The organism is Mycobacterium sp. (assembly GCF_036273375.1).
In the GTDB taxonomy this organism is placed as follows: domain Bacteria; phylum Actinomycetota; class Actinomycetes; order Mycobacteriales; family Mycobacteriaceae; genus Mycobacterium.
Window position 1 is genome coordinate 77,327 of sequence record NZ_DASUHS010000161.1, and the last position, 7,086, is coordinate 84,412.

General features: G+C 67.3%; 6 protein-coding genes. All 6 read left to right on the forward strand.

The genetic code is table 11. From position 1 onward, the window contains the following. Positions 1-8 precede the first annotated feature (8 nt). Entirely contained in the window at positions 9-1,118 is a 1,110-nt protein-coding gene (locus tag VFW69_RS15475) for a M24 family metallopeptidase (protein WP_526502381.1), read from the forward strand. Between the two features lie 155 nt (positions 1,119-1,273). Further along, on the forward strand, positions 1,274-1,837 hold the full coding sequence (gene efp, locus VFW69_RS15480; RefSeq protein WP_526502382.1) for an elongation factor P: 564 nt from the start codon (positions 1,274-1,276) through the stop codon (positions 1,835-1,837). Further along, the gene (gene nusB, locus VFW69_RS15485; protein ID WP_526502383.1) at positions 1,834-2,343 is read left to right on the forward strand and encodes a transcription antitermination factor NusB; all 510 of its coding nucleotides are present in this window, start codon (positions 1,834-1,836) and stop codon (positions 2,341-2,343) included. The genes efp and nusB overlap by 4 nt, the downstream gene beginning before the upstream one ends. Next, the gene (locus tag VFW69_RS15490) at positions 2,340-2,738 is read left to right on the forward strand and encodes an antitermination protein NusB (protein ID WP_526502384.1); all 399 of its coding nucleotides are present in this window, start codon (positions 2,340-2,342) and stop codon (positions 2,736-2,738) included. Before nusB ends, VFW69_RS15490 begins: the two co-directional genes overlap by 4 nt. A gap of 95 nt (positions 2,739-2,833) precedes the next feature. Next, positions 2,834-5,686 carry an aminotransferase class I/II-fold pyridoxal phosphate-dependent enzyme gene (locus tag VFW69_RS15495; RefSeq protein ID WP_526502385.1) on the forward strand — a complete coding sequence of 951 codons (2,853 nt, stop codon included), beginning with the start codon at positions 2,834-2,836 and terminating at the stop codon, positions 5,684-5,686. A 392-nt stretch (positions 5,687-6,078) separates the two neighbouring features. Then, positions 6,079-7,086 (forward strand): histidine kinase dimerization/phospho-acceptor domain-containing protein (locus VFW69_RS15500; protein WP_526502392.1); only part of this gene is annotated, 1,008 nt, incomplete at its 3' end.

Here is a 7,086-nt window from a genome sequence, read left to right on the forward strand (position 1 = left end):
CAAGACCCGTGACACATTCACAGCGTCGGGACAGGCTCAGAGCGCGACTCGAGGCCAGCGGATTGGATGCGCTGCTGGTCACGGACCTGGTGAACGTCCGGTACCTCTCCGGTTTTACCGGGTCCAACGGCGCGTTGCTGGTGTTCGCCGACGATCGCGGCCCCGTGCTGGCCACCGATGGGCGCTACCGAACCCAGGCCGCCGAGCAGGCGCCGGACCTCGAAGTCGCGATCGAACGGGCGCTGGGACGCTACCTGGTGGCGCAGGCCGCCGAGGCGGGTGCGCAGAAGCTGGGCTTTGAAAGCAACGTGGTGACCGTCGACGGATTCGACGCCCTGACCCGCGAGCTGGACGAGCGGAAGTCGGCCACCGAGCTGGTCAAGGCGGCCGGAACCGTCGAAGCATTGCGAGAGGTCAAAGACGCCGGTGAGGTCGCCCTGCTGCGGCTGGCCTGTGAGGCGGCCGACGCCGCACTGACCGATCTGGTGGCGCGGGGCGGCCTGCGGCCCGGCCGGACCGAACGCGAGGTCAGCCGCGAGCTGGAGGCCCTGATGGTGGACCACGGCGCCGACGCGATCTCGTTCGAGACCATCGTGGCCGCGGGGCCGAATTCGGCGATCCCGCATCACCGCCCCACCGACGCGGTGCTCGCCGGCGGCGATTTCGTCAAGATCGACTTCGGTGCGCTGGTCGGCGGTTATCACTCCGACATGACCCGCACCTTCGTGCTCGGCATGGCCGCCGACTGGCAGCTGGAGATCTACCAGCTGGTCGCCGACTCGCAGCGGGCCGGCCGGGAGGCGCTGCACGCCGGGGCCGACCTGCGCGAGGTGGACGCCGCGGCCCGCCAGGTGATCGCCGACGCCGGTTATGGCGAGCAGTTCAGCCACAGTCTGGGCCACGGCGTGGGCCTGGAAATCCACGAGGCGCCGGGCATCGGCGCCACGTCCACCGGCACGTTGCTGGCCGAATCCGTGGTGACCGTGGAACCCGGCGTCTACCTGCCCGGTCGCGGCGGGGTGCGTATCGAGGACACGCTGGTGGTGCCGGAGGAGGCTCGTGGCATGCCCCCGGAACTGCTGACCAAGTTCCCCAAGGAGCTGACTGTTTTGACGTAGCGCCGCTGATGCACGGCTTCGCCGGGGGTTGCCCCCGCGAGTCACCGTCCGACCCGGGCCCCGGGGGCGCGGCCGCGGAGCGCTCTAAACTGGCCGACAAGTCACAGACAGTTCCGATAGACGACTGTCCAACGTCCGAGGAGATATACCGAACCGTGGCAAGCACTGCCGATTTCAAGAATGGACTGGTGCTGGTGATCGACGGCCAGCTGTGGCAGATCGTCGAGTTCCAGCACGTCAAACCGGGCAAGGGCCCCGCCTTCGTGCGGACCAAGCTGAAGAACGTGCTCTCCGGCAAGGTCGTCGACAAGACGTACAACGCCGGCGTGAAGGTGGAGACCGCCACCGTCGACCGGCGCGACAGCACCTACCTGTACCGCGACGGCTCGGACTTCGTGTTCATGGACAGCCAGGACTACGAGCAGCACCCGCTGCCCGAGTCGTTGGTCGGCGACGGCGCCCGGTTCCTGCTGGAGGGCCTGCCGGTGCAGGTGGCGTTCCACAACGGGGCTCCGTTGTACCTCGAGCTGCCCGTGTCGGTCGAGATGGTGGTCACGCACACGGAGCCGGGCCTGCAGGGCGACCGGTCCAGTGCCGGCACCAAGCCCGCGACCGTCGAGACCGGGGCCGAGATCCAGGTGCCGCTGTTCATCAACACGGGAGACAAGCTGAAGGTCGACACGCGGGACGGCAGCTATCTGGGGCGCGTCAACGCGTGAGCAGACCCGTCAGGGGACGCCATCAGGCCCGCAAACGTGCCGTCGACCTGTTGTTCGAAGCCGAGGCCCGTGGGCTGAGCCCGGCGGAGGTTGTCGACGTCCGCACCGGGCTTGCCGAAACGAACCCCGAAGTCGCGCCCCTGCAGCCGTATACGGCCGCGGCGGCCCGGGGCGTCGGCGAACACGCCGCGCACATCGACGACCTGATCAGCTCGCATCTGCAGGGCTGGACGCTAGACCGGCTGCCCGCCGTGGACCGCGCCATCCTGCGGGTCGCGGTCTGGGAGCTGTTGTATGCCGACGACGTGCCGGAGCCGGTCGCCGTCGACGAGGCCGTCCAGCTGGCCAAGGAGCTGTCCACCGACGACTCGCCGGGCTTCGTCAACGGGGTCCTCGGCCACGTCATGCTGGTGACGCCGCAGATCAGGGCGGCCGCCCAGGCGGTTCGGGGTGCGTTGGGTTCCGACACCGCCGGCACACCGAAGGACCACGGACCCCAGCCATGACCCGGTTGGAGCTGCGTCTGCTCGTGGCGGCCGTCCTGGCCGCGACGGTGGTGCTGGGTGCGGTGATCTGCGCCGCCTACGGGCTGGCCATCGTCGCCTCGGTGCTTTCGATTTACGCGCTCGGCGTGGGCGCCTGGCTGTATCACTGCGTCGAACGGGTGGCCGTCGCACGCCGCATCAGCACGGTGCGCTCGGCGGCCAAGCCGCTGCAGCCGCTGCTGCCGGTGATGGCCGCGATCATGGCGCTGACTCAGGGCGTGGTGCGGTCGCTGTCCGATGTCACCGAGTTGCCGGTCCGGCGCTGGGAGCTGCCCATGCTGCGGTGGGCGGACGGCGCCCGGGGCAGGCGCGTCATCGACGGTGACGTGGAAAGTGGCGACGAGGCGGACCACTGATCAAGCTGGGGTGAAATGACCACTTGGGTGGCGCAGCGGGTTCACAATACGAACGGCACGTCAGCGGCGGCGATCCGAGAAGAACAGGTGAGGTCATGATTCGATACAGCACCCAGCCGCGACGACTTCGGGTGTCCGCATTGGCGGCCGTGGCCAACCCGTCATACGCCCGGGTCGACACCTGGAACCTGCTCGATGACGCCTGCCGCCATCTCGCCGAGGTGGACCTCGCCGGACTGGACAAGGCCCACGACGTGGCGCGGGTGAAACGGCTCATGGACCGCATCGCCGCCTACGAGCGGTACTGGCTGTACCCCGGTGCGGCGAATCTGGCGATCTTCCGCGCCCACCTGGAGAGCCTGTCCACAGTGCGGCTCACCGAAGAGGTTTCCTTGGCCGTGCGGTTGCTGAGTGAATACGGCGACCGCGCAGGGCTTTTCGATACCTCGGCGCCGCTGGACGACCAGGAGCTGGTCGCCCAGGCCAAGCAGCAGCACTTCTACACTGTGCTGCTCGCCGACGACGCCCCGAGCACGGCGCCGGACAGCCTGGCCGAGTGCTTGCGCGCGCTGCGCTACCCGTCCGACGATGTGCAGTTCGAAATCCTGGTGGTTCCCAGCGTCGAGGACGCCATCACCGCGGTCGCGCTGAACGGGGAGATTCAGGCCGCGATCATCCGCGACGACCTGCCGCTTCGGTCCCGCGACCGGTTGCCCTTGATGAACACGTTGCTCGGGCCCAACGAGGATGCGGGAGACGTCATTCCGGACCGCGCCAACGATTGGGTGGAGTGCGGCGAGTGGATCAGGGAGCTGCGGCCCCACATCGACCTGTATCTGCTGACCGACGAGTCGATCGCCGCCGGCGATGACATCGAGCCCGACGTCTACGACCGGACGTTCTACCGGCTCAACGACGTCACCGACCTACACAGCACGGTGCTCGCCGGACTGCGAAACCGCTACGCCACACCGTTTTTCGACGCATTGCGTGCGTATGCCGCGGCGCCGGTCGGCCAATTCCACGCCCTGCCCGTCGCGCGCGGCGCCAGCATCTTCAACTCCAGGTCACTGCAGGACATGGGGGAGTTCTACGGCCGCAACATCTTCATGGCCGAAACCTCCACCACCTCCGGTGGCCTCGACTCGCTGCTGGACCCGCACGGCAACATCAAAAAGGCGATGGACAAGGCCGCGAAGACGTGGAACGCCGACCACACCTACTTCGTCACCAACGGGACGTCGACCGCCAACAAGATCGTGGTGCAGTCGCTGACCCGGCCCGGCGACATCGTGCTGATCGACCGCAACTGCCACAAGTCGCACCACTACGGACTGGTGCTGGCCGGTGCCTACCCGCTGTATCTGGACGCGTATCCGCTGCCGCAGTTCGCGATCTACGGCGCGGTGTCGCTGCGCACCATCAAGCAGACGCTGCTGGATCTGGAGGCGGCCGGTCAGCTGCACCGGGTGCGCATGCTGCTGCTGACCAACTGCACCTTCGACGGGGTCGTCTGCAACCCGCTGCAGGTCATGCAGGAGGTGCTGGCGATCAAGCCCGATATCTGTTTCCTGTGGGACGAGGCGTGGTACGCGTTCGCCACCGCCGTGCCGTGGGCCCGGCAGCGGACAGCGATGGTGTCTGCCGAGCGTCTCGAGCAGATGCTGGCATCGCCGGAATACGTTGAGGAATACCGGAAATGGGCCGCGTCCATGGACGGGATGGACCGGTCGGAGTGGATCGAGCGCAAGCTGATGCCCGACCCGGCCACCGCGCGGGTGCGCGTGTATGCCACGCACTCCACGCACAAATCGCTCTCGGCGCTGCGGCAGGCGTCGATGATCCACGTGCGCGACCAGGATTTCAACGCGCTCACCCGCGATTCGTTCGGGGAAGCGTTTTTGACCCACACCTCGACGTCACCGAACCAGCAGTTGCTGGCGTCCCTGGACCTGGCCCGGCGCCAGGTCGACATCGAAGGCTTCCAACTGGTCCGGCAGGTCTACGACATGGCGCTGGTCTTCCGGCACCGGGTGCGTAAAGACCGGCTGATCAGCAAGTGGTTCCGGATCCTCGACGAATCGGACCTGGTGCCTGAGGAGTTTCGGGAGTCCGCGGTCAGCTCGACCGCTTCGATCAGGCAGGGCGCCCTGGCCGAGTGGAACGAGGCGTGGCGATCCGACCAGTTCGTGCTGGATCCGACGCGCGTCACGCTCTTTGTCGGCACGACCGGAATGAACGGCTACGACTTCCGCGAGAAGATCCTGATGGAGCGATTCGGCATCCAGATCAACAAGACGTCGATCAACAGCGTGCTGCTGATCTTCACGATCGGAGTCACATGGTCGAGCGTGCACTATTTGCTCGACGTGTTGCGAAGGGTGGCAATCGATTTCGACCGCATCGAGAAGGCGGCCAGCGTCGCCGACCGCGCGTTGCAGGAGCGTCATGTAGAGGAGATCACCGAGGATCTGCCGCATCTACCCGACTTCAGTGAATTCGACGTCGCCTTCAAGCCTGTCGATGAGTGCAGGTTCGGCGACATGCGCTCGGCCTTCTACGCAGGATACGAAGAATCCGATCGCGAGCATGTGCTGATCGGCACCGCCGGACGGCGGCTGGCCGAGGGCAAAACCCTGGTGTCGACCACGTTCGTGGTGCCCTACCCACCGGGATTCCCGGTGCTGGTGCCCGGCCAGGTGGTCTCCAAGGAGATCGTCTACTTCCTGGCCCAGCTCGACGTCAAAGAAATCCACGGCTACAACCCCGATCTCGGGCTGTCGGTCTTCACCGAGACGGCGCTGGCCCGAATGGAAGCGCAACGCAATGCCGCGATGGCGGCGGTGGGTTCGGTGACCGCGCATTTCGAGCTGCCCGCGGACGCGTCCGGAACCAACGGGGCACGCGACGACGCTGCTGATGCCGTGCCATCGGTCGCCGACAGCTGAGCGATCAACCGGTCGTCGGAGTCGGGTTCGCGCCGCACGTGGTGCGGGCAGAGGTGTGCGGTGCGCCCGGCGACCAGTCGGCGATGCCTCGCCGGATCCCCTGAAGAAGTGCGTCCCTGCCCGCAGGAGCCGTCTGGTTGCAACTCGAACTGAGAGTGTTGAACGGGCTTGGGTCGGCACCGGCCGGGGACGCTCCCAGGGCAGCGCAGCCGAACACGACCGCCGCGCCGACCAGTATTCGGGTGATCGCACGATCGTTACGACGCACAGGGCGTGCAGTACCAAGCATGACGCCACGAGGGTAGGACGCGGCCGCTGAGAGGCCGCTGAGAACGCGCTGAGCTCGATGTTTTCACCCGGGCCGACGGGCCTGCAGAATCGAGGACGTGCGGATATCCGGTGTCTGGCCGTCTCGGCGAAGCGGGCGAGGGCGTTCGTGGCACCTCGCGCACCTGGGCATCTCGGCCCGCTCGGCGGCCGTGTCGGCGATCGTCGTGCTGTGTGCGCTGGGCGTGGCCGGCGCGGGGCTGGACGCGGTCTTGTACCGCAAGTTGCTGGCGGGCGTCGACTACGCGGCCGCCGAAAGGGTCCGCGACATCACCAAGGCGCTGCAGTCCGATTCGCTCGACGACCTCGACAACGCGGTGCTGCACACCGACCAGCGGGTGGTCGCAACCCAATTGATCGGTCCGGATGGCAACGTGGTCAAGCGATCCGGCTCGGCGCCGAAAACACCGCTGGTCGCCGCGAGCGAGTTCGACTTCAGCCTGCGTCGCGGCCTGCCCGACGACGCGGTGGCCGGTGACGACATGCGTGTCAGTGGTCAAAAAGTCGCAACCCGGTCCGGTGTGTACACGGTGCTGGTGGGGGGAGGCAGCGAGGCGGTCGAGGCGACCGCGCGGACTCTGGCGATCCTGTTGGCCTGCAGCGCACCGGTGATCGTCGGGGCGGTGGCGGGGGCAACCTATTGGCTGGTGCGACGGTCGCTTCAGTCGGTGGACGCCATCCGGACCAGGGTGGCCGACATCTCGACGTCCGATCTGGCCGAGCGGGTACCGGTGCCGGACAGGCAGGACGAGATCGCGGCCCTGGCCGTCACCATGAACGAGATGCTCTCGCGCCTGGAAGCGGGTCACCGTGCGCAGCAACGCTTTGTCGGCGACGCGTCACACGAATTGCGCAGCCCGCTGGCCACCATCATCTCCGGGCTGGAAGTGGCCGAGGCGCATCCCGATCTGCTCGACGCCGAACTGGCGGTCAACACCTTGCTGCCCGAGGCGCGGCGCATGCACACCCTGATCGAAGATCTGCTGCTGCTGGCCCGCGCCGACGAGCAGACGTTGCTCCGGCGCAAAGAGCAGGTGGCACTCGATGACCTCGCGCACGCCGAAGTCGACCGT